Consider the following 21,110-nt stretch of genomic DNA (forward strand, 5'->3'; position numbering starts at 1 on the left):
CATGGCGAAGAACTCTTCTCGACTCGACCGCCGTTATTGGCTATTGAGCGCCAATGCGGGAATGGCCTCCTACCTTGATGCAGCAATCCTGGTCAGCACCGGCATCGCCTTGCCATTGTGGACGCACAGTATAGGCCTGTCGACCTGGTGGACCGGTGCAGTAAGTACAATGCTGACACTCGCCGTGGCTGTTGGCTCGTTCTTCGGCGGACGCCTGTCTGACATATTCGGCAGGGTTTCGGTGTTCAACCTGGATATCCTCTTTGTGGTTGTCGGTGCCCTGATGGCAGCTTTTGCCCCCAATCAAACAGTCCTCATTTGCGCACTGATCATATGCGGGCTGGCTTCAGGCGCCGATCTGCCAACATCCCTTGCTGTCATTTCTGAGCGTGTTCCAAAGGACGTGCAAGGAAGGATTGTTTCCAGTACGGAATTATTCTGGATAGGTGGCATCATAGTTTCGCAAGCCATAGGGCTAGGTGTTTCAGGCATGGGGTCGGGCGGTATCATTGTCCTTTTTGGCTTCATCGCTCTAGTTGCCCTTGTTACCTGGCTTGTCAGAGTGGCCAGCAAATCGTTCAAACGCGTTGAGAACGATCTCTATCATGAAAACTCTGCGATTCAAGCCAAGCAACCTGACCAATCAGCTTCGGACGCCTACCCGCTTTCGGAGTTAGTGCATAAATCAAGGTACTTGATTCCCATGCTTCTGCTCACGTTCTATTACCTCATGTGGAACCTGCCAGCGAACACCTGGGGATCATTCCAGACATACTATATGGTCGAAATTGGCGGAAAGTCGCAGGCCTTTGCAACAGCCTGCGGGTTGATCGCCAATATACTCACGCTGATAGCCACATATTGTGTTTTCATGAAACTCGCTGATACCAAGTATCGGTATACTGTCCTGTTCTTCGGGGTCACCTGCGGGATCGCGGCTTTTGTGGTTTCGGCATTCGCCGGCGGCCAATGGCTCGTATTCACCATTTGCTACTTCGTGTTCAGCGCCACAAACTGTCTGCACGGAGAATCAGTTTATAAAATTTGGAGTCAGCAGTTTTTCCCATCGAATGCTCGAGCAACTGCAACCGGCTTCACTTACGCCATCGTCCGCTTTTTCACAGCCTTGTTCGGCTTTGTCACTCCGACCATCATGGCCTTTTCCCCGACCCTGCTCCTATGGCTTCTAGTGCTGTTCCTTGTTTTGAGCCTGATTACGGCCCTGGCCACATTGAAATTCATTCAGGCCTATCGAATACCGGATCCGGTTCTAAACCAAGACAACTCTTAGTGGAAGCTTGACCATCAACGTCATTGACATATTTACGTAAGAAAGGCATCGATATGATTCAGGCACCTGTACGCGTGCGTGTTGAGCAGTTCTCTGGTGATGTATTGGGAATTGGTACGCCAACACCCCGCTTATCCTGGGAATATAACTGTCCTGTTCCGGAAAACGCAAAAGCCGAAATTCGCGTCGAACGCCGCAAACCGCGTCACGGCGCCAACGAAAGCACAATAAGCGTGGATTCTTCCCAGAACATTCTCCTGCCCTGGCAGTTCGAGCCTTTGGATTCACGAGAACTGGTCAATGTCTTTGTCCGTGTGAAGACCGACAAAGAGACCAGCGAATGGTCGCGTCCCTTATTCTTCGACGTCGGCCTCTTAATGCCACATCAGCGCGTAGCTGATTTCGTTGGACCTTCCTGGCCCGAAGCGGGAACAGATCATCGCCCGCAGCCACTGGTGCGAACAGAATTTACAATCAGGGAGAAGCCTGTTCTCGCCAGATTGTACCTGACCGCCTTGGGACTGGTATCAGCCAGAATCAACGGTCACCGTGTGGGTGTCGATCAACTGAACCCAGGGTGGACAAGCTATGACAATCGCTTGGAGTGCTGGACCTATGATGTATTGGATCTGATTCACGAAGGCGCCAACGCACTGGGGCTCCTACTTGCGGATGGCTGGTATAGGGGCAGAGTCGGATTCGATGGCGGTGAAGCTAATGTATGGGGCGACAAGATTGGCGCTTTTGCGCAATTGGAAGTCACCTACGCCAACGGCGAGCGCCAATCCCTATATTCGAACTCTTCAGATGAACGATGGAAGACAACACTGGGACCCATAGTAAGATCAAACATCTACGAGGGTGAAACCTATGATGCGCGGAAAGAGATGCCTGGCTGGGACAGGCCAGGCTTTGACGACAGTTCTTGGCAACCCGTGGCGGAAATACCTTTCGACGAGCATAAAATCGAATTCCCCGTCATGCGCTCAATCCAGCCGGATAAGATCCAAGAAGACAGGACCATACATGTGACAGCTGGTGTGGAACCGGGAACCTGGTTGATTGATACGGGTCAGAATGCGTCCCAACGTCTGAAGCTGCACATGCACGGGTTGAAGGCAGGCCAAGAGATATCCGTACAACATGCCGAGGTACTGGACAAGGAAGGCAATCTCGTTACTACCATCCTCAAAAGAGGCCACCAGTTGGATACGTACATATCCAACGGAAAAGACGGCTGGTGGGAACCGGAATTCGACATGCACGGGTTCCGTTATGCACTGGTGAAGGGATGGCAGGGCACACTGACACATGAGGATATCAAGTGCACTGTCTACCACACAGCCATGGAAAGAATTGGATGGTTTGACACGTCCAACGAAATGGTCAATAAACTCAGTGAGAACACAGTCTGGGCTCTGAGATCCAATTTCATGTCGATTCCGACGGATTGCCCCCAGCGGGACGAGCGTGTGGGTTGGACGGCCGATATCGCTGTTTTTTCGCCAACGGCCCTTTACCTGTACAACGCGGCTGGTTTACTTCGCAACTGGCTGCGCGACCTGGCATTCGAGCAGAAGAAGAATGGAACAGTTCCGTTTTATATACCCTATGTCCCCATGGGGATCTGGTCGGATCCGCAGGCCATTGCCATCTGGGGCGACGCAGCAGTACTGGTGCCTTGGGCCTTATATATGGCCACTGCTGATAAGGATGCCCTGCAAGAGCAGTATCCTGCCGCGGTCACCTGGGTGAACGAGGTGCATGGCTACTTGTCGCCAGATGGCGTTTGGGACAGGCGACCCGAATATGCTCTTGGGCAGTTGGGTGATTGGCTCGATCCCACAGCCCCGCCGGAATCTCCCGACCAAGCCATGACCGCAAAGGAATTGGTCGCTACTGCCTTCTATATCCACAGCTGCGATCTTCTTGCGCAAATGGCCATCGTTCTTGACAATGACGATGATCGGAAACGATTCAGCCATTTCGCCGAGGTCTCAAGAGCAGGGTATGGGAAACGGTTCGTTGCAGCGAATGGAAGAATGACCTCCGACACCCAGTGTGCCTATACCTTGTCCATCATGTTCGACCTGGTTCCCGACAAGACTTTGATGGAGGGCTTTGGCAACAGGCTGGCTGAATTGGTCCGCTCGTCTGATTGGAAGATTGGTACAGGATTCGCCGGCACCGCTTACATTCTCCCTGCTCTGGCCAAATCAGGACACCTGGATGAAGCTTACGGTCTTTTTTTGTCGACCAAATGCCCGAGTTGGCTCTACCAGGTATCGATGGGCGCAACCACAACCTGGGAACGCTGGGATTCCATGGAACCCGATGGCAGCTTAAACCCAGGGGGCATGACCTCGTTCAATCACTATGCTCTGGGATCTGTGAATAATTGGGCTTATTCAACGATTGCGGGCATATCCCCTATGAGCCCCGGTTGGAAAACGATCAAAGTCGCTCCGCGACCGGGTGGGGGGATCACCCACGCTTCCGCCAAGCATTTGACCCCCTACGGATTGATATCAATTGCTTGGAATATTGATTCAGATTCGCATTGCATGCATCTTTCCCTGCATGTGCCTTACGGTGCTACAGCTTGTCTGGACCTGCCTGGCACCCGGCAGGAATGGCTTAAGGGTGGCGATTACCAACGTCAATACTCCCTTTGATAAGGTTTGAACGCTGATCTTGCATTCATCAAGTGGCTTCCCCGACCGTTGCTCATTGGTGGGGAAGCCACTTGCGCCTACCAGCTTGCATGCGAAAATACAGCATGCGCATATTCAGCTGCGTAGCTTTATACCACCTGGCAGTTTTGCTGACTCATAGATGATTTCGTCGCCGTTCACAATTACCTGTCCTGCACCACACCCGCGAAAGCCCTCGCATTACGGTGAAAGGGTAAGAGTCAGGCTACAACCGTGGTCTTTAACCAATTCTCATGGAACAGATCGGTTTACCCTACGCGTCGGAGACCCATGCAGATATCGGGGATGGCATAAGGAGAATCGTCCTGATCATTAGGAATCTGAAACCTTCCTCCAGCGCTTGCTTCACAGCATCCAGAGCTTTTTTCGTTCACGGCCGTTCATACCGACGGAAGCAATCCCAGTGTTTTCTTTAATCAGGGGCTCCTGGGACTGCTTCAGTACATACACGGTTACTGCTGACAGGTTGCTTCACACCGTTCTCACTGGGGACTACGGTCTTTGTCTGCAGCCCGTCGGATTCTGGGCCGGATCGCTCTCACTCCGCTCACCCATGTTCTGTTATTCCGCCGCGCAAATCTCAGAACAACCGCATGGTACATTTGGCATCTAAGTCTGATTAGTCAGAACAATGTCAATGAGTTGACGATGAATGAGACTCCGGCCAAGCAGCAGCAAACAATAATATTGAACTGCTTCCACGTTTTCTAAATATCGAAATTACCACAAGCAGCCAGTCACATAATAAACAATCGCACGGAAGTGGCGGCTGCTTCTGGCTTTGATGTCATTGACCGAGCACTATACAAGGAAATCATGATCACTGACCATCCAGACAAAACCTCGTGTGAAGTTTAGAGGATACTGCAGGACCCTCCCAGTATGAAGACCGGAAGCTTAGGGGTAATAGTCAAAGGAGCGGCCCCAGAGATTCTTTTCCACAGAATCATAAGATCTGCTTCCCTAACCTTGCATGCATTTCACCAAAATGTCCCCGCCTCCGCTCATCCCGCCCAGTGACAAGCAACAAACATGGCACCGATACCCGAGCTGACAGGAAACATGAACCTTATCGGAAGTGACTGCCTGCTCGTATGGCTGCGTGTTTGCACAACATCGCCGAAAGGAACAGAAAAAGATCTCTCCTTGGCCGACACGACAATCAGGTCATGCCGCGGTAATCAGACCTCCGAAGAGGACGATGGCGATGGCCGCCAGCTCGATGATGAAAAATAAGGAAAGAGCAGACCAGCTGTGGGTCAGCGTGTTCCAGGGGGAATCCTTGCGCACACAGACCAGGATGGCCACGAAGACGACCGCAAAGACCGCCACGCCTAGGCCGGCAGCGATGATGCCCAGGTTGGCCGCATTGGCCAGAATGGCCTGATGCTGGTAGACCACGAAGGTGCTGTACCAGAAGTTCATCTTGAGCAGGCAGAGGCCGGCAATCAGCTGTTCGGCTGCTAGGCCCAGTACGAAGACCACCCGCCAGAACCAGGAAGACGACTCGATGATGGACATGCCGATACCCATAAAGGTCAGCACGGTCACCGTCCAGGCGATCAAGGCTATGCCGCGCGGGTCCAGGACCGAGGCATAGCGGAGCACGCCCTGGGTGTGGTTGATGGCCAGCGAGCGCCCGTATCCATAGGGAATGACGATGGCCAAGAGGACCGCCAGCGCGAAGACGACCCAACGGACCGGGCGGGCACGTCGCTGCTCGATCTCAGCCAGCGAGTATTCCGAATCCGGAATAGTCGCTTCAGGGTGGGCCGAAACCTTGTTCACCGCAGTCGCTTCATCCGGATGCAGTTGCGCGGTTGTGGAACTCGCTGCATCGCTTATGCCGGATCCCGCGCCATCCGCATCGTCGAATTGCTCCATCGGCGACCACACCTCCAAGTCCGCTACTCGTGGACACACCGCCTACAAGCTTATACCGGACGGCACACTCGCGCCTAGGAACGAGAGAATGGCATGAAAATGATTAGTACTATACCGAAGCAGCAACTCATGCTCATGTTTTGAAGAAGCAGAATTTATAATAAAGTTCTAAGGAAAGAACTGATTTAATACATATTCCAGCTAAGAAGCAGCGCTGTATGGTTAATTCAAAGCAGCGCAATCAGTTTTTCGTTTTAGGTTTCCACGCAGCAGGCAGTGCATTTGCCGCAAGCAGAGAGCCATTCGTTGCAGTATTCCCAATCCACACCCCCACGAGGAGAGCGTCCATCCTCATTGCCTTAGTGGACCCAAGACTGGGCACTTCAATCCACGCTCCCGTGAAGGGAGCGACCTTACGCTCTTGTCTGTTGTAGCTTCCCGCGTCTATTTCAATCCACGCTCCCGTGAAGGGAGCGACCCAATGTTCGCCATGGCCGATTGCGGGAGTGTCTTATTTCAATCCACGCTCCCGTGAAGGGAGCGACCTTTTCATCCAAGGTGGCACACTCGCGGTTCGGATTTCAATCCACGCTCCCGTGAAGGGAGCGACCTGGGACCAATCATCAGAGATGGTGTCCTCTAACTATTTCAATCCACGCTCCCGTGAAGGGAGCGACATACAGACATTTAGACAACGCATGCAACGTACTACATTTCAATCCACGCTCCCGTGAAGGGAGCGACGCGTCTGGTCGCGGTCTTTTCTGCCTCGTTGCGATTTCAATCCACGCTCCCGTGAAGGGAGCGACGTGGTCGTATCAATCAGCGAGTTGGTCTCAGCAATTTTAATCCACGCTCCCGTGAAGGGAGCGACCACCAGCGAGGCCGACCTCTACCAGTCCCTGATATTTCAATCCACGCTCCCGTGAAGGGAGCGACCCATGTTCCTACGAGGTCTTTGCCTATGCCAAAATATTTCAATCCACGCTCCCGTGAAGGGAGCGACACTATGCGGGCAACGTCACGGATGTGGACGCTAAATTTCAATCCACGCTCCCGTGAAGGGAGCAACGCGCGCCGTAGGCGCGGACAACGTCTACCGGTGATTTCAATCCACGCTCCCGTGAAGGGAGCGACCCCTGAGTGCCTCCGTGTACGCGTTGGCCTCGCCGTTTCAATCCACGCTCCCGTGAAGGGAGCGACGTGTTCGTGGCGTTGTTGAAATTCCCTACGGTTGGATTTCAATCCACGCTCCCGTGAAGGGAGCGACGATGGCGCCCCAAATCTGCGACCCCAGGTTTCTATTTCAATCCACGCTCCCGTGAAGGGAGCGACCCGAATGTATCCGTCATCCACACTGAAAAGTTTTATTTCAATCCACGCTCCCGTGAAGGGAGCGACACGCCAACGACGATCCGGACGGTGAGCTCACAGCCATTTCAATCCACGCTCCCGTGAAGGGAGCGACAACAGCGTAGTGCGACCCTCGCACACAGCATAAATTTCAATCCACGCTCCCGTGAAGGGAGCGACATGGCATGGGAGACGGTGTGCGCGATGTCCGTGTCATTTCAATCCACGCTCCCGTGAAGGGAGCGACCTCTCGGACCTGACTGGGAGTACCACTGGCTCAAATTTCAATCCACGCTCCCGTGAAGGGAGCGACCCGACAACGAGGCCCTGAACCTCATGCAGGACAAATTTCAATCCACGCTCCCGTGAAGGGAGCGACGTTGCATTTCCCGACGTTCGTTTCATTATTTTTGACATTTCAATCCACGCTCCACGCTCCCGTGAAGGGAGCGACTAGCGATGACGAATTTATTTCAAATCGAGATGGAATTTCAATCCACGCTCCCGTGAAGGGAGCGACCGGGCAGCAGCCAATAGCCCCGGCAGACTGTCAATTTCAATCCACGCTCCCGTGAAGGGAGCGACTCGGCGTTCGCGAAGAACACCTCGGTCGGTATCATTTCAATCCACGCTCCCGTGAAGGGAGCGACACACGGGGATCGCGGTCAGGGCCACCGTGAGCAAATTTCAATCCACGCTCCCGTAAAGGGAGCGACGTGCGAGCTTGTAGATGCCGGTGATATGGTAATATTTCAATCCACGCTCCCGTGAAGGGAGCGACGCGGGTCGCCGCAGCTGTGTCCGGCCATGTGATATTTCAATCCACGCTCCCGTGAAGGGAGCGACGGCATTCTTGGCCCCCTATGGGGCTTGCAGACTATTTCAATCCACGCTCCCGTGAAGGGAGCGACCGTATATCTTTAATGCGGCTAAAAACGATGGACAATTTCAATCCACGCTCCCGTGAAGGGAGCGACCCGCCTCCCATATCACGGTGTTCGATGCCGGCGGATTTCAATCCACGCTCCCGTGAAGGGAGCGACTGCGTGATGTGGCTGACGGCAGAAGCTTGGCGGCATTTCAATCCACGCTCCCGTGAAGGGAGCGACGCCCCTGGTGGCTGATAATCCACGTGAATACGTGATTTCAATCCACGCTCCCGTGAAGGGAGCGACGACATCTATGCCCCGTTCGTATCGAATTCATCGAATTTCAATCCACGCTCCCGTGAAGGGAGCGACAGAAGGCAGCACATCATGCGTCACCCAACGCTGATTTCAATCCACGCTCCCGTGAAGGGAGCGACCTGATAATCCACGCGAATACGTCGAATTCGACCTATTTCAATCCACGCTCCCGTGAAGGGAGCGACCCCCTTTGGCCTGCCACTGGGCCAAGGTGTCGGTATTTCAATCCACGCTCCCGTGAAGGGAGCGACACCTTCATGGGGATCCTGGCGGCATTCCGGGCGATATTTCAATCCACGCTCCCGTGAAGGGAGCGACCCTGTCGGTTGGCTAGGTTGGTGTTTTGCTGGTTATTTCAATCCACGCTCCCGTGAAGGGAGCGACCAGGCTTTGCATGGACCTTAACCGTCGTTCCTTGAATTTCAATCCACGCTCCCGTGAAGGGAGCGACGCAAGCTTGGACCTAATCGAGCCCGCACGACCGGATTTCAATCCACGCTCCCGTGAAGGGAGCGACACAGAACGCACGGACCGGTGATCATAAACGCTGGTGATTTCAATCCACGCTCCCGTGAAGGGAGCGACATATCCAGTTTGCTTGTGCCGCCAAAAGTCTCAAATTTCAATCCACGCTCCCGTGAAGGGAGCGACCTGCGCGACCTGGTAAGGCAGACCGTCCTAGAAATTTCAATCCACGCTCCCGTGAAGGGAGCGACGAGCAGCCCGTCCATGGGCTCCCAGTGACCCCAGAATTTCAATCCACGCTCCCGTGAAGGGAGCGACGTTTCTGTAACCCTCTCGACCGCCAATGAGGACGATTTCAATCCACGCTCCCGTGAAGGGAGCGACAGGCCGGGTGGGGCACCAAGCCCATTATCTACATATTTCAATCCACGCTCCCGTGAAGGGAGCGACGGACGGCTGTATCGAGTTTCTTCTCTGGCGTTTGATTTCAATCCACGCTCCCGCGAAGGGAGCGACCTGGTTGCCGGCGTAATGGTCACCGTACCGCGCGATTTCAATCCACGCTCCCGTGAAGGGAGCGACCTGGCAGCCTCATTATTACAGTAATAAGTAAAAAATTTCAATCCACGCTCCCGTGAAGGGAGCGACGACCGGTCACCAGCCATGAGGGGTCGCCTCCCTGATTTCAATCCACGCTCCCGTGAAGGGAGCGACACGATCCTAAGGGATCGCACCTATGATGAGACGCATTTCAATCCACGCTCCCGTGAAGGGAGCGACCTTTGTCTCTCGCTCCCCGACAGCACCTATTGGGCATTTCAATCCACGCTCCCGTGAAGGGAGCGACCTGATGATCGTCGTATTGCGTACCTTAATTACTAATTTCAATCCACGCTCCCGTGAAGGGAGCGACCCAGTCCGACGATCCTATCGACTGCCGCCTTTGAATTTCAATCCACGCTCCCGTGAAGGGAGCGACAAGCCAGCCGACGACATTATCCCACGCACCGTGATTTCAATCCACGCTCCCGTGAAGGGAGCGACTTGGCTGACAAGGATAAGGCCATTGCTCTTATAATTTCAATCCACGCTCCCGTGAAGGGAGCGACTCATATGCTCATAGCTGGTTTCCAGTTTGGACCGATTTCAATCCACGCTCCCGTGAAGGGAGCGACGTTCTTCTGGAGCACAACGTCTCCCTTGTATGCATTTCAATCCACGCTCCCGTGAAGGGAGCGACAGCTGGTAGAAGACGCATCTGCCATCCGGAAGCAATTTCAATCCACGCTCCCGTGAAGGGAGCGACTCAAGCTGAACCGGATAGCGATCAAGCAGCTGAAATTTCAATCCACGCTCCCGTGAAGGGAGCGACCCGGCCGGATGGATCTGACCAATGCACCAGTCAGATTTCAATCCACGCTCCCGTGAAGGGAGCGACGATTCCCGATCCGACCATCAGCAAGGAACAGGCCATTTCAATCCACGCTCCCGTGAAGGGAGCGACCAGACTGAGCGTGCTACAGTAAGTAGCACATAAAATTTCAATCCACGCTCCCGTGAAGGGAGCGACGATAAGCAATGAGCAGCAAAAAGCAAGTAGATACATTTCAATCCACGCTCCCGTGAAGGGAGCGACACCGGCTGCCTTGACCATGCCAGCAGCACGCCGATTTCAATCCACGCTCCCGTGAAGGGAGCGACTGTTGTTTGACGTACTGGTAGGAGTCGTCGGCCAATTTCAATCCACGCTCCCGTGAAGGGAGCGACCGCAGTAATCCTTGCCAGTGGCCGGATCGTGCAGATTTCAATCCACGCTCCCGTGAAGGGAGCGACGACATGGGTAGCCGATAGAGTAGGTCCAGCGTTTATTTCAATCCACGCTCCCGTGAAGGGAGCGACACACCCTGAGTGATCCCATCCCACACGCCTGTGAAATTTCAATCCACGCTCCCGTGAAGGGAGCGACTTGCGCCGGACAGTGCCATTCTGACATACAATTGATTTCAATCCACGCTCCCGTGAAGGGAGCGACTAGCAGACCTTATGAAGTACGCTCGGGACAGTCTCATTTCAATCCACGCTCCCGTGAAGGGAGCGACGGGTCACCAAGACAGTGTCCAGCCGCCGGATGCGCATTTCAATCCACGCTCCCGTGAAGGGAGCGACGCATGGCCGACAAGGTTGAGCAGTTCAACGCGCAATTTCAATCCACGCTCCCGTGAAGGGAGCGACTCGTGATACCAAGTGCACTCCAAATCAGGCTCAGATTTCAATCCACGCTCCCGTGAAGGGAGCGACCATTGGTGTACAACGGCGACAGCCCTTCCGGCATATTTCAATCCACGCTCCCGTGAAGGGAGCGACGTATCCGCTTTAGAACAGTAGGCTATTGCCTCTGATTTCAATCCACGCTCCCGTGAAGGGAGCGACGTCTGGACGACCTGTACGGCAGGCTTGACGATCCATTTCAATCCACGCTCCCGTGAAGGGAGCGACAACATAAACCAGTTCTATGCGCTGAATTTTAGTAATTTCAATCCACGCTCCCGTGAAGGGAGCGACATGCTCAGCACGATACGTGCCAAAAGCCCTAGATATTTCAATCCACGCTCCCGTGAAGGGAGCGACCTGTAGTGTATAGGTCCACACCCACGCTCTTGCATTTCAATCCACGCTCCCGTGAAGGGAGCGACACCGCAGGCGCAGACCTACACGGAGGCCCTCAAATTTCAATCCACGCTCCCGTGAAGGGAGCGACCCGGGGTCTTGTACACGTGCAACTCGTCGCAGATATTTCAATCCACGCTCCCGTGAAGGGAGCGACCTTTGGCCGCGTCGGCTGGCGTTGCACCAGCATTGATTTCAATCCACGCTCCCGTGAAGGGAGCGACACAACGCTCTGAACAGCATCAAAAAGGTCGCGGGATTTCAATCCACGCTCCCGTGAAGGGAGCGACCTCTTCCAGCATGGCGGCAACCCGGTCCTGCGCTGATTTCAATCCACGCTCCCGTGAAGGGAGCGACCATCGGTCAGATACACCCCGGGGGCGTTTCTGTCATTTCAATCCACGCTCCCGTGAAGGGAGCGACCCCATGACATCGATCCTTTCTCTCATGTTCCGATTTCAATCCACGCTCCCGTGAAGGGAGCGACGTCTTCGATTTCCTTTTTGGTGTATCTGTCCTCAATTTCAATCCACGCTCCCGTGAAGGGAGCGACGAGAGAGCAGGAGCTTGCCCCTTGCGTCTGATAATTTCAATCCACGCTCCCGTGAAGGGAGCGACGATATATCTGTCAGGATTCGGCAAACGCCACAAGATTTCAATCCACGCTCCCGTGAAGGGAGCGACAGTGGCTTGACCTGGTGTACAAGGCCTATGGGGTATTTCAATCCACGCTCCCGTGAAGGGAGCGACCTTTGTATCGAAGTTCTTGGCTATCATATCAACGATTTCAATCCACGCTCCCGTGAAGGGAGCGACGTGTGCAAGGCTGCTTTTTTAATCCCGGGGAAGGATTTCAATCCACGCTCCCGTGAAGGGAGCGACTGGCATCATTCGCCACAAAGCTCGGCTTGTCCCTATTTCAATCCACGCTCCCGTGAAGGGAGCGACAGCACAATGATACATCCGATGACCAATATATGATCAGCTTTTAATGGCTGGCGACTCCCAACAGCCCAAACTAGGTACCCAGATTCTATTTCTAGTCGAGCAATTGAGATGATGCTTCAAGTCGATAACATCACTATTCAGTTATCAAACAACTGTTCATCCGATTCACTAAAATTCTAGCTTTTTTCGTATACATACCCGTCTGATTTGAAATGCGAAAAGAACTCAGCTCACGAAAACATGCGAAATTAAGACCGTATATCGTCCTGAAGTAGAGATTTGCGACGCGAAGGATCAGCCAAATACATGATTGCTAGCGTTTCGCACCAACGATGATCCACAACAGCAGTCAACATACTGCACTGTTTACAGAATTACACCAACCACTTAGCTATCGTCTAATTTCTGCGACCCAAACAAAACAGTAAAATCAAAGTCACTTAACGCTCTATAACATCATCACTTTGTCAACAGGGATATGGCGCCTAACCCCATAGTAATGGATTCTGCGCGAGTATCTGGCACCCAGATCGTACAAGATCAAGCTGTCTTCCTGAGGATTGATCAACGTCATCAGCCGCTGTTTTAGCAGCTCACGGTCGGCGGGAGTGACCACGCATTCGAACACACTATTTTGCACACGCTGACCAAACTTCATGCACTCATGGCCGACCTGTCGCAATCGTCTCCGGCCAGCAGCCTCACAGGTGTCGACATCATAAGCGACAACCACCATCATTATTCTTTCACCCTACTTCCAAAACATCGGCGGATAGGCATCCATATCCCCACGTATGTATCTAGCCAACAATAATGCCTGCACATAGGGCACCAACCCCCATGGCACTTTCTCCTTAAGAAAGGGGTGCATGATTTGCTCATTTTTGCGCTTCTGCCAGGCTGAAAGCACCTGCTTCCTCCCCTTGTCGTTAAGATAAGTTCCTCCGTTCTCTCTAATCTCGAAATCTCCGGCCTTAATTACATGAGTGTTGACCAGAGACAAAGCCAGCCGATCCGCAAAGACAGGGCGCAATTCCTCAACAAGATCCAGGGCCAGCGAAGATCTGCCTGGCCTGTCTGTATGCAAGAATCCAACATAAGGATCAAGGCCAACACCTTGAAGTGCAGAACGACAATCTCCGGAAAGCAGCACGTAGATAAATGAGAGCAGGGCATTCATCCTATCCATCGGTGGCCTCCGGCTGCGCTGCTCGAAGTAGAAATCATCCTTATTTGTGAGGATGAGATCATCAAAGGCATAAAAGTAGCACTTCGCAGCCTCCCCCTCCACACCACGAACCGAATCCGCTGTTAGGCAACCATCCAATTCCTGCAAGGCTGCCAACAGACGGGCACTCTGCTTTTTGACACGAGGCACATTGATCCGTAAAGCGTGGTCTCGGGTAGCGCGCTCCAACACCTGTCGCGCATTGAATATCTTGCCCATGACGAACGAGGCTGCAATCGAGCAAACCTCATTATCGTCATCGGCCATGTGATACTGACGGCGTCGCAAAAGCACATTTCTGTTAGCTTCTCCAAGTACTGACCCGTAGTATTTGCCCTGCGGAGAGTAGAAGGAGAACGAGACCCCAAATTCATTACACTTGCCCAGCAAGGCCGGCGAGGCACCCTTGTAGCTGAAGCAAAGAATAGACTCCAAGGCACGCAGGGGTATCCGTCCCATGACGTGGTCTCCCTCATTCACCACAACATTCTCCTGCTCCAGGGAAAGGTAGGCATCCTCTGTAGTGACAAACAAGGTGTTCAACATCTGTCTCAATGGATCATCGCTTCCCTCTGGTGCTTTTCCTCAATAACCTCTCATTGCCCAAGTTACCCCTACAACTCTTTCAAGGTCTTTCGAATGTAGTCAGCGGCGGAAGACTTATGCACAAGTTCAGGCAGGCAGATATCCTTCAATGAGCATGACCGGCAACCCGTTTTCGGCTTCACCTTTGGAGTATGGCCTCGTCGATAAAGGTCCCGCATCTCCGACAGATCATCGGCCACCTGAGCGCGAAGTTCATTGTTGAGTTCAACCACTTCACGGCGCTTGGTCTGCTGGTAGAACAATGCCCCCTGGCTGATGCTGCAGGAGAGCATTTCTTCCAAGCACATGGCTTCGCCGCACAATTGCAAACGATCAGCATTATTGACCTTGCTGGAACCATGTTTGTACTCAATAGGATAGGGTTTCCACCGCCCTCTTCTGCCTGTCAATGAAACCCCATCCTGAGCCGCGTGAAATTCGACAATGTCACAATCTCCGACAACTCCTAACCTTCTGGAGAATACGCGCAGATCGCGCAGTATCAAGGTGTCGCCGCGTTTTTCAGAAGCGTGGTAGTCGTGAGCACGTCGGTGTTCGAAGTCTCCTGCATATGTTCTGGTGTTGTCACGCCACTGCTCCTCTATGTGGATCAATGCCCATTGGCGCTTGCAGAACTCAAAATGCTGAATGCCAGACAGGGTCAGCCATTCATCCTCAGGATATTCGGCCGGCCCTGTGGCCATGGACAAGTCCATGGAATTATCACTCATTGTAGTGTTCTCAGCCATCCACCATTTCAGTCAGTTCGACCGACTGCGGAATAGCTGAAGTATCAACGGTCACATCGTAATCCGAGAAGCTGCGCGGTGTCTCAACTTCAGGCTTATGGGCCACATGAATGCTATCGAACAGCTTATAGGAGGGAGCATCGCCAAGATCGTTGCTGTGCTTGAAGACATAGAGCTTGCGAACGGCCATCTTGCCCCTAGCAGCAGAATGATCAAACTCGAACATATTGAGAATGGCCTGCCAAAGCATGGCCAGGTCTTCCTCGCTAAATCCGGTGGTCTTTTGTGCTAGCTTTGCATTCACATAGCCATCAGCACGGTATAAACCGTAAGGAACAATTGACTTGTTGCCCATCTCATTGTTCTTGTTCTCTTGGTCTTTTTCCGTAGTAATGGCCACCCTGGTGATGGTGACCGACTGTGGGAAAATCGGATCGATGGACCTCGAGAATCCAAGTTGCACAGGGCCACGCACCTGGCCACAGGCCAACCCGCCCTTGACGAAGGTGGTCATCACCGCGCCAAAGGTCCTGATATCGAAGAAATTGGAACACATGTAATCGAGGATTAATCTATCCAGCTCGCCATTTTCCTTCTTGGCCTTCTTTAGGGTCTTCCCGATACTGTCCACATCGGGGTCCCCATTGACGCCAATCGCTTTCAATGCCTCAGCATCGAGGCGGTTCAGCGGAACCTGCTGCTTAATATAAATACGCCAGGGCGCCTTATCCCCGTTAATCAATTGCACATAGTTACGTATCTTCCTCTTTAGGCAAACATCAGTAACAATTCCAATCCCGGTCTCACTATCGGTTCGTGGCATATTGCCTGATTCCGGATCTCCGTTGGGATTGCCATTCTCAACGTCATAGAGAATGGAAAAATCGTACCTATTTTGGATAGCCTTGGCAGTTTGCTCACTCATTTACAATTCCTTCTTCCTTGTTAGTTTCCTTATTGTCGTCCTTGTTCTTGCCCTTGTAGCGCTCCTGAGTCTCGAAATAATATCCAAGCTGGAAAGCACCCTGTTCAGGCAGCGATAACCTCGTCGGGAAGTTCTCGCCGATTCTGTTCATCAGATCAGCGATACGCTTGGTATAGTAAATGCGCGTTCCCGTCGGCAGTTTTCGCAGGTGCTTTTTCGCCAAATCGCCCAAGTGCGGGAAAACCACGGCTGGCATGGTCGATGCATTAGTAAAGAACCGGTCACCAATCGTGGTATTGATACCAGGATTCGCAGCATGTTGTATGTCCTCATACAGGGCGAACAGCCGTCCTAGGACATAAGGCACATTGGTGCTTTCTTTGTTGATGGACACTTGCAATACCTCCTTAGGGCATTGGTTGTTTTGATGACGAAGAAAATACGCTTTGATGATTGCCGCCTTGGCGCGGGGAACTTCATGCTCAACGCCAATGCGGTTCTCGACAGCAGTCAGGAGCGACGTAGGATAGGGCGCACCTGTAAGAATGGCCTTAAATAGGTCGGAAACTGTACGGGGGGAAGCTGGAATCCTCTTTTTCCCACCAGCGGCAGATGGCACAGTTTGCGCAAGGAGCATCCACACAGGTAGATCGTGACGTTTATCAAATTTCGGTCGTTCGATATCCAAATCCGCATAATGCCGACGTACATGTTCCATGTAACTGCCATAAGTGTCCTTCAAGAAGAAGGACACCGAAAGCCTGGCCGCATTAGGGGCAAGCCCAAGGATGTAAAAATGCTCATCCGGATTAAGCCTGACACCATTGAAATCAACGGGGTTCCCCTTAGACAAGGCTGTGACAGTGGCTATTAGATCCTGTTGGTCAACCCCTGCAGCGCCTTCAATGCACAAGTTCATCTCAGCTGAGTACTCAGCCTGTCCTGACTCTGCCCAGGAAACAATCGTCAAGGAACCATCATTGACAGTTCTTGTATACTGATCGTCTTTCAGCACAGTATTTAAGGCTGTAGTATAAGCAAAGGCTTCACGTTTGCTCATAGGAGCATTTTGATCCTGCTTTTTGTTGTAGGAAAGATATGCTGGCGCGTTAAAAGACACTAGTGCTGATCCACTGGATTGTGCGTTGCGGACGCCTCTGATATTTGGATGAGTAAGAGCAGGGACGACAGCTTGGCCTGAAACAACACTTTGCATGGTTTCAGAACCAGCGGCCGTTTCACCACTGTCATCGTCATCCGAAGAGAACCATGAATCCCAGTATTTCTGCATGGTTCGGTTTTTAGATAAAGGTAAGCCGTTAAAGCAGAGGACAAAATTACCGGTTAAGGCCTTCTTCCAGTCCCCTTCGCCTAATTTCTCCTCGACAACTGCCGCTTGAGGCGTCCGGGAAAAGAAAGCGAGCACTGCACGGGCTTCATCATCTTCGGCGTTTGCAAGCACCTGACGATGCAATTCAGCAGCAGCTGCAAAGCGCTTGGCCGCCTTGTCTGTTGCACCGTTGGCATCTGCACCTAGCAGGTAAGAGGAGTTGTCGCAGAGGAAATTGGCCTGAATTTTCACCGTTCGTAATGCATGTGCCGGAACAGGCATCATACGTCTGAACTGCTTGTTCTTTGTCAATGTCCCAAACGGAATGACATGGGTTATGGCCCCGTCATCCGCTATGTCCAGTCCCCACGGAACATTTTCAACGCTGTATCCATACCGCGGTGCCTGACCAGCCTCCACCAGCCGGTCGTAAAGTCTGACTAGTTCGCCAATCATGAGCTCATCCTCGGATCAGTTGCATCCAGCACGCCGTTAATCAACTCAGCTCTGAAAAACATAGGTTGCGGGTCCGCAGGGTCTCGATAGTCCATGTCGTATAACATGTACCCCAGATCCCGATGACCATTTTCGAATCCCTTGGGCTGACCCTTATCGACATCCCAAAGCCGAAAATCGACAGGGAACTCCCGTGTTCCGAAATAAGGGTGGTGATAGTACTGCCCGTTCTGAGCTCGTCTATTGAACATGCTGATGAACTTAGCCGGCGTATCCCCTGCAGCAGCTTTGCTATTCATATCAAAATGTGCCTCAATCACATAGTGAACATCCCGCAGAATGGTGGAGGCACGCTGCTGAATGTCTGAGGAAGCATAGATCGCGCTGTCTTTGGACGGATCATTGATCATCGACCGGATAGTATCGGCCGATATCACGCTGCTGACCTCATTGCGACGAACACTGGTGAATCTGATGGGATTCATAACCACGATCCTGTCAATCCGCCAGATCATGCCCGGATGCCAGAACACAGCCTCCAGAATCCCACGTGCCGCCGATGGCGTCATCACGTCGTACGAGACTCTCTCTACTTTCATTTCTGGTCTGGTGAAGAGGGCGTACGGACCCCAGACCTCAAGTTGTACTGTCATTGGTCTCCTTTCCTGTTGCCGGTATTGCTAATTACGATTCAGCCATCAATACAGCAGCCCGTTTTGAGGCAACTGATCTTCATCGACCTGCAGACCTGTAGCACTGTCGTACATGCCCATGTCCAGCAGAACAAATGCATCGTCATCCGACCTGGCACCGTGCTCAGCCAAAGCGGATATCTTCCCAGCCTCTTTGAGTCTGTCCAGCTGTCTAGGCCAGACATTGACCGCGTACCGGCCCAATCTGCGGAACAGCCCTCGCGTATAGCAACGAGGATCAGTCAGCTGGGCACACAGGGTGCTCGCTTCTTCATTGACCGGTATATAGACGGGAACAGTTGGCGTATCAATCAGCTTGAAAAGCTCAGCAATCTGAGCGAACGGCATACGGCATCCTGATATTCCACGCTCATGAGCCTTAAGAATCTGACGCTGATCGAGACTCTCGTCCCCTCGCATTCCAAAGAGCCTGGTGAAATATTCATGAATCGCTTTTGAAGATGCCAGGTCAGCATTGCCTTTCCGTACCAACTCGAAAGCCAACATATTCTGTTTCAAAAACGAAACCTGGCCCTCATCAGTCGAAAAAACATGAACCAATGAGGCATCCGCTTCACGTCGACCTTCTCTATTGCAACGGCCAGCTGTCTGAAGAATCGAATCAAGACCAGTCTGTTCCCTATATGCCTCAGGAAAATCGACATCCACTCCGGCCTCTATCAGAGACGTGGATACGACCCTGCAAGATTCTCCCTGGGTGAGGCGATCCCGTATCTGCTTCAGAAACCGTTCCCTGTCATAGGCACATTGCAGTGTAGTCAAGCAGAAAGTACCGTCTTCAAAGCCATGCTTTCGCACCGCTCCGGAGATGTACTGCGCCTCCTTACGTGTGTTGACCACGCACAGAACCTGATTATGGCCTTCTACAGCTTCAGCCATCTCATCCATGTTCTTATGACCGTCATCGACGATTCGGTTGCGCCTGAATTCCGAGCGCTCCTTTTCGCTTAATGGTGCAATTTCAGGGATGGTCAGATTCGGGCATTGAAGAGCCTGAGCAAACAGTTCCTGCAAGGCCGGCTGTGTTGCTGTGCACAGCACCGCGGTGACGTGATAGTTGGCAACCAGTTCAGCTATGGCCTGTACACATGGTTTCAGCTGAGGCAAGGGCAAGGTCTGGGCCTCATCGAAGATCACAACAGAGTTAGCTATGTTATGAATCTTCCTGAGTTTAGAGGCCTTGTTGGCGAACAGGCTTTCGAAAAACTGCACAGCAGTGGTTACGATAACCGGCATGTTCCAGTTCTCGGCCGCAAAACTGCGATGCAAATCGTTTGCTGTAAGCTCGTCTTCCTCTTTTAATTGGAAAGCAGCATCTGCATAGTGTGGTAGAACCGCATCTGACCCAAGGAGGGTTTCGAATTCCTTTACCGTCTGGTCGATGATTGACGTGTAGGGCACGACGTAAATAACCCTATCCATATGGTGTGTTTTGGCGTGTTCAAGCGCGAACGTAAGCGAGGAATCAGTCTTGCCGCCGCCTGTGGGAGCGGTCAGCGTGTATAGACCTGGATTCCATTCAGGATCGGCCCCGTGAGTAAGGCAGTCACGCAATATGGCATTGCGTTTTTCATTCAACGACGTACTCGCCTTCGCCGACAGGAAGGACTCAGCCCTGCGCTCCATGATTTCAGCAAGCGCCTTGATTCTGATTGACTGATGCTCACGCAGCTGCCCAGCCAGCGCTTTACTGATCTCACGTAATTCCTGTGGAGGCGGCATGATCGATTTGGACAGACGATCGGGACCGAGATCCTGAAGCAGCTGCTCGAGAAATGGTGATTCATCGCGCTCTACTTTGCCATTGACAAAGAACTCAGCATCCAGCCGATCCGCATCCACTAGCGCTGATTCGTGCATACGGATACGCATCATGTCCGAGAAATGTGAGCCCAAAGAAGGAAGCGGCTTGACTTCGGGAAGAGTGATCTCATCCTTCCAATGCGATGCATCAGGGTTGGGACGCTTCATTCTGCCGACCAAGGTGCTTGAATTCTCGGTATCAATCTGATTGCCAAAATCCGGCAAACCAGCATGATGCCCTGCAATGGCAAATGTGGCTTCTTGAAGATGGAGCTTATAGGCTACTTTCATCCCGTATGAAGAGTGATTGACACTACTGCTCATCATAGGCCTCCCTAATCATCCTCTGGAATTCCGCCGAATACTTGCCTATGTCATGAAGAAGGCCTGTATCCAGACCCATATCAGCCTGATCTTGGTCATACAGATAACCAGCCAGCCTGCCGGCGAAGGCTGCATCAAGGCATCCCGTCATTACCAGATGCTGCACGCAGACCTCGAAACCATGATCTTTTGAAGTGCGGGCCAGATACTCATCTACCTCGTCGCCTTCGGTCGTCATGCGATCATCTCTTCCTGACTTGGGTCACTGTTGAGCGGTTGCGCTGTATTGACCTGAATCCAAGCCGTCAATCGCCATACGCAAACCGGCTTCCCGCATATAAACCCAGAATCCTCAACCATCGCCCCATCTCCTTCGTATAGGCGATCACTTGTGTTCTGATACAGAAATATAAACCTATTAATGAATAATGTCAATTCGGTTTTTGGTTATTTAGAAAGGACTATATATTACGTATATATATACAATT

11 protein-coding genes and 1 CRISPR repeat array are annotated in these 21,110 nt (G+C 52.4%); of the genes, 2 read left to right on the forward strand and 9 right to left on the reverse strand.

Features of this window, described 5'->3' with window-relative positions; translation table 11 throughout:
• The first annotated feature begins 1 nt into the window (after position 1).
• Both DKK74_RS07080 and DKK74_RS07085 read left to right on the forward strand, forming a co-directional pair.
• Entirely contained in the window at positions 2-1,291 is a 1,290-nt protein-coding gene (locus DKK74_RS07080) for an MFS transporter (RefSeq protein WP_110413419.1), read from the forward strand.
• Between the two features lie 53 nt (positions 1,292-1,344).
• Positions 1,345-3,966 (forward strand): alpha-L-rhamnosidase, encoded by a 2,622-nt coding sequence (locus tag DKK74_RS07085; protein WP_110413420.1) that lies wholly within the window; start codon positions 1,345-1,347, stop codon positions 3,964-3,966.
• A 1,206-nt stretch (positions 3,967-5,172) separates the two neighbouring features.
• Here DKK74_RS07085 and DKK74_RS07090 read toward each other — a convergent pair.
• The 9 genes from DKK74_RS07090 to DKK74_RS07130 all read right to left on the reverse strand — a co-directional run bounded on the left by DKK74_RS07090 (position 5,173) and on the right by DKK74_RS07130 (position 20,860).
• Entirely contained in the window at positions 5,173-5,889 is a 717-nt protein-coding gene (locus DKK74_RS07090; protein ID WP_110413421.1) for a hypothetical protein, read from the reverse strand.
• Between the two features lie 380 nt (positions 5,890-6,269).
• A CRISPR array of direct repeats spans positions 6,270-12,509; the repeat unit is 32 nt; unit sequence ATTTCAATCCACGCTCCCGTGAAGGGAGCGAC.
• Positions 12,510-12,957: 448 nt separating this feature from the next.
• A complete protein-coding gene (gene cas2 / locus DKK74_RS07095; protein ID WP_110413422.1) occupies positions 12,958-13,248 on the reverse strand; it encodes a CRISPR-associated endonuclease Cas2 in 291 nt (96 codons plus the stop codon).
• Positions 13,249-13,260: 12 nt separating this feature from the next.
• The gene (gene cas1c / locus DKK74_RS07100; protein ID WP_110413423.1) at positions 13,261-14,292 is read right to left on the reverse strand and encodes a type I-C CRISPR-associated endonuclease Cas1c; all 1,032 of its coding nucleotides are present in this window, start codon (positions 14,290-14,292) and stop codon (positions 13,261-13,263) included.
• A 59-nt stretch (positions 14,293-14,351) separates the two neighbouring features.
• Positions 14,352-15,053 (reverse strand): CRISPR-associated protein Cas4, encoded by a 702-nt coding sequence (gene cas4 / locus DKK74_RS07105; protein WP_258334488.1) that lies wholly within the window; start codon positions 15,051-15,053, stop codon positions 14,352-14,354.
• Positions 15,054-15,063: 10 nt separating this feature from the next.
• Positions 15,064-15,996: a type I-C CRISPR-associated protein Cas7/Csd2 gene (cas7c, locus tag DKK74_RS07110; protein ID WP_110413424.1), complete on the reverse strand. Its 933-nt coding sequence runs from the start codon at positions 15,994-15,996 to the stop codon at positions 15,064-15,066.
• Positions 15,989-17,782: a type I-C CRISPR-associated protein Cas8c/Csd1 gene (cas8c, locus tag DKK74_RS07115; RefSeq protein ID WP_110413425.1), complete on the reverse strand. Its 1,794-nt coding sequence runs from the start codon at positions 17,780-17,782 to the stop codon at positions 15,989-15,991. Before cas8c ends, cas7c begins: the two co-directional genes overlap by 8 nt.
• Positions 17,779-18,435, reverse strand: a complete 657-nt coding sequence (gene cas5c, locus DKK74_RS07120; RefSeq protein WP_110413426.1) for a type I-C CRISPR-associated protein Cas5c — start codon at positions 18,433-18,435, stop codon at positions 17,779-17,781. Before cas5c ends, cas8c begins: the two co-directional genes overlap by 4 nt.
• Positions 18,436-18,480: 45 nt before the next feature.
• Positions 18,481-20,625, reverse strand: a complete 2,145-nt coding sequence (cas3, locus tag DKK74_RS07125) for a CRISPR-associated helicase Cas3' (protein ID WP_110413427.1) — start codon at positions 20,623-20,625, stop codon at positions 18,481-18,483.
• Positions 20,612-20,860 (reverse strand): hypothetical protein, encoded by a 249-nt coding sequence (locus DKK74_RS07130; RefSeq protein ID WP_110413428.1) that lies wholly within the window; start codon positions 20,858-20,860, stop codon positions 20,612-20,614. The genes cas3 and DKK74_RS07130 overlap by 14 nt, the downstream gene beginning before the upstream one ends.
• Positions 20,861-21,110 lie beyond the last annotated feature (250 nt).

Source organism: Bifidobacterium asteroides (genome assembly GCF_003202755.1).
Classification (GTDB): domain Bacteria; phylum Actinomycetota; class Actinomycetes; order Actinomycetales; family Bifidobacteriaceae; genus Bombiscardovia; species Bombiscardovia asteroides_F.

Excerpts from the sequence above, each read along its gene's own strand:
- DKK74_RS07080 (WP_110413419.1), top strand. The coding sequence starts at position 2 with ATGGCGAAGAACTCTTCTCGACTCGACCGCCGTTATTGGCTATTGAGC.
- cas4 (WP_258334488.1), bottom strand. The coding sequence starts at position 15,053 with ATGAGTGATAATTCCATGGACTTGTCCATGGCCACAGGGCCGGCCGAA.
- cas5c (WP_110413426.1), bottom strand. The coding sequence starts at position 18,435 with ATGACAGTACAACTTGAGGTCTGGGGTCCGTACGCCCTCTTCACCAGA.
- cas8c (WP_110413425.1), bottom strand. The coding sequence starts at position 17,782 with ATGATTGGCGAACTAGTCAGACTTTACGACCGGCTGGTGGAGGCTGGT.
- cas3 (WP_110413427.1), bottom strand. The coding sequence starts at position 20,625 with ATGATGAGCAGTAGTGTCAATCACTCTTCATACGGGATGAAAGTAGCC.
- DKK74_RS07130 (WP_110413428.1), bottom strand. The coding sequence starts at position 20,860 with ATGACGACCGAAGGCGACGAGGTAGATGAGTATCTGGCCCGCACTTCA.
- DKK74_RS07090 (WP_110413421.1), bottom strand. The coding sequence starts at position 5,889 with ATGGAGCAATTCGACGATGCGGATGGCGCGGGATCCGGCATAAGCGAT.
- cas2 (WP_110413422.1), bottom strand. The coding sequence starts at position 13,248 with ATGATGGTGGTTGTCGCTTATGATGTCGACACCTGTGAGGCTGCTGGC.
- DKK74_RS07085 (WP_110413420.1), top strand. The coding sequence starts at position 1,345 with ATGATTCAGGCACCTGTACGCGTGCGTGTTGAGCAGTTCTCTGGTGAT.
- cas7c (WP_110413424.1), bottom strand. The coding sequence starts at position 15,996 with ATGAGTGAGCAAACTGCCAAGGCTATCCAAAATAGGTACGATTTTTCC.